This window comes from Dehalococcoidales bacterium (genome assembly GCA_041656115.1).
Classification (GTDB): Bacteria; Chloroflexota; Dehalococcoidia; order Dehalococcoidales; family UBA5627; genus UBA5627.
In genome coordinates this window covers 1-2,947 of record JBBAED010000027.1, presented here as the reverse complement: position 1 = coordinate 2,947, position 2,947 = coordinate 1, and the positions used below count along the sequence as shown (strand labels likewise).

The following is a 2,947-nucleotide window of genomic DNA, read 5'->3' as shown; positions in this document are numbered from 1 at the left end:
TTCGCAAGGGTTCTGAACGGAGCGAAAATACTTCCGTTATTGCTGTCGTCGGCATTCGGCGTTTGCGCCACATAGTATGTGTTCCCAACAGCCTTCTGCGGATGAAAATCGGAAAATCTATTCTTGACGTAATTAAAAACGGAATAGTTGTTCAAAATATCGGCAGCCGAAAACTTATTGTCAATCGCTGCAATGCCGTCTTTGTATACCACTGTTTTCCCAAGCGCCTCGGCAAAATAACGCACCGGCAAAAACGCCCTGTCGTCTCTGTAATGCAGAAGGTTTTCTATTTCTTCCGGCTCGGCGGCATTCCTCTGCAATGTGCATTTGCCGTTTAAAAACACGAACTCATACGGTTCCTTCCGCAACAGAGCATAGTTCTTTTCAGGAATGCTTTCATAATAATATCCCAACGCCCGCGCCAGAATTTCAATCGGCAAATAGATTCTGCCGTCAAAAACAAGCGGCGTTTCTTGCGGGTCATCTATATTAATATACCTTCTGCCTCCGTTAACCATAATCATTGACGCATCCCGGTCAAGTATTACCGCTGCCTCAATCGCCCTCTCGTTAGCGGAGAGATCAGGCAGTGCAAAAGGATTTGTCGGCACGGGTACCCTTTCCTTTTCAAACTCAATGCCGGTTATTCTTACCGCACCCGAAGCGCTGACAGTAAATAACCGTTCTCCCGCCCGTTCAACAAACTCCTTTTCCGTCGTGCGGCCTGTATAGCTATACTCCATAGGCGCATAACCGAGGTGTTCTCCAAAGTTCAGCAATTCCTTTCCCTTCGCTCTCATTAGCTTGACGGAATATTGTGAACTCCCTGTGTTAATCAAAAGCGCCGCACTTGAATTGCCCTCATAACTGACTGTAACGCTCCGGATGTTAAAAGGCAGCAAGAAGTCATACTTTACGCTGCCGCCCGGTGAAAAATTTATGTTATTTCCCGAAACCACCGCGTTAGCAGCCTCAACGCAATACTTGCCTTCAAGCTTATATGTTGTATCACCTACAGGGTAACCCATAGTAAAATCATTTGACAGGGCAGTCATTGGGGCAAGCATCACGCAAACCACAAGGAAAGTACACACCAATCTTTTAACCATGTAAATTAGCCTCCTTTAATTGCCGTCCATCTTTTTAAAAGCAAAATAGTATATATTTGAAGATAAATAACGACCTTTTTCCCGCGGAAATGTAAGCCAAAAATCATATGTTCCCGCCGACAGGGTTCTGCTGAGCGGAACCTCCTTTGGCGTATAATCGGTAAAACTATTCTTATTTACATAATACTTTGCCAACACTTCGCCGGTCTTACTGCCCAGACGCACTTCAATGGGTTGACCTGCGGATGTGCCGGCGCTTCCCGCAGCAATCACAAGGATATTACTGTCTCCTAACAGAGTTATTTTTTGGTACTCTAAGAGATTATCCGGCCAAGTATTATTTACCATAGGGTTTACAGGATCTCCCGTTCCGACAAAATAAGCTGTGGGATCACCTATCGAATTGTTATAGGCATTGCTAAAAGTTCCGCCGTATACCTTTGCCGCCAACATATTATCAATATTATAAGCATCTTGGAGTATGCCGAGAAATCTAACTGATTTGTAAGATGCCATACATATGTAGACATCGGAAAGTCCGGAAGTCATGTCTATTGGGATTTTATTAAGGTTGTTGCAATTAAAATACGGCGAAGTCACATTGAGTTTCTTTGTATACTTTTTGCCCGAAGCAAGACTGCCCACAACTATCTCGATTTCATCTAAGGTGTTATACTTATCACCGGCAAACATCAGTGACAGCACATTGCTTGCTTCTCCGAAATCCACATCTTTAAAGCGGATATACTGACCGTTGCCGCTAAACGCCGCGTATCCGTACTCATCAATAACTATGCCGTCCGACAGCTCCGCGTCCTTCGCCCACAGGAAAGAGCCGTTATTCTTGTTTTCAGTAACCCTTTCGTAATTCACAAGATATTTTTCACCTTCGAGCCGCGCGCCGGCATAAAACGGCTGTCCGTTCGGATAATGCTCTTCCTTAAGCGCCGCAACGCCTCCCTCAACGACATGCAGTGTAGAATTGTTCCACACATCATGATTGGCGACTGCCGCCGGCAACGGTTGGACGAATACTTCTCCATAGGTAAACACCGTATCCTGTTGTGTTGTAAAAACAACATTGTTGTAGGTATCAATCCCCTGGGTGCCGCCGTCATGATATATTCCCATGCAGAAGGCGTTCTTTTCCTCCGGAGCGACCGTGTAGTACACAAGATTATGGTGCATGGAGGATTTCAGCTTATCATGTCCCTGCAGGGTATAATACTCGTATGTTAATCCCGTATCAAGCGAGGTCAGAATGCCGTCATGGAAATCATTGAACGCCACCTCATACGGTATAAACGGCACAAGCCCGTATCCGGCTTGCTGGCTGCGGCTTACATTAAAGGTTGACCTGCCGCAGTTGTAAACCGTATTATTGAATATCGCGTATCCGCCGCGAGGGTGGTTTGGGGAATTCCATGCCTCGGTAAACAGGTTGATCCCCGATATATAGCTGCCCATATAACCGCAGTCGTTTAATGCATTATTTTCAATGTATGTATAAAGCCCGGTTGCGTAAATTCCCGACGCGGCACTGTGGTCTATTATGTTGTTGACAATGATGTTGTCAGTTCCACCCACATAAATACCCATTTCCCCGCGAGGCGGCGCGCCGTTTTGATCCGTGTTGTTGCGCGGTCTGTCAATAAAGCCTTCCCTTTGATCCCCGCCATCGATATAATGGCTTATATAGTGCATATCAAGCCCGTCCAAAACGCACATTTCACTGTTGTTCATACGCACTCCGCCGCCTATGGTGCTTATCCCCTCGATTTTCACATACCTCCTGTCGGCTATATCCGCGACAAGCTGCCTTCTTTTTGCCTCCACAG

2 protein-coding genes are annotated in these 2,947 nt (G+C 46.0%); both read right to left on the bottom strand.

Features of this window, described 5'->3' with window-relative positions:
• Positions 1 to 1,109: stalk domain-containing protein (locus WC958_06350; protein MFA5629842.1), on the bottom strand; the 1,109-nt coding region annotated here is incomplete at its 3' end.
• A 15-nt stretch (positions 1,110 to 1,124) separates the two neighbouring features.
• A partial coding sequence (locus tag WC958_06345; GenBank protein ID MFA5629841.1) for a carbohydrate-binding protein occupies positions 1,125 to 2,947 on the bottom strand: 1,823 nt, incomplete at its 5' end.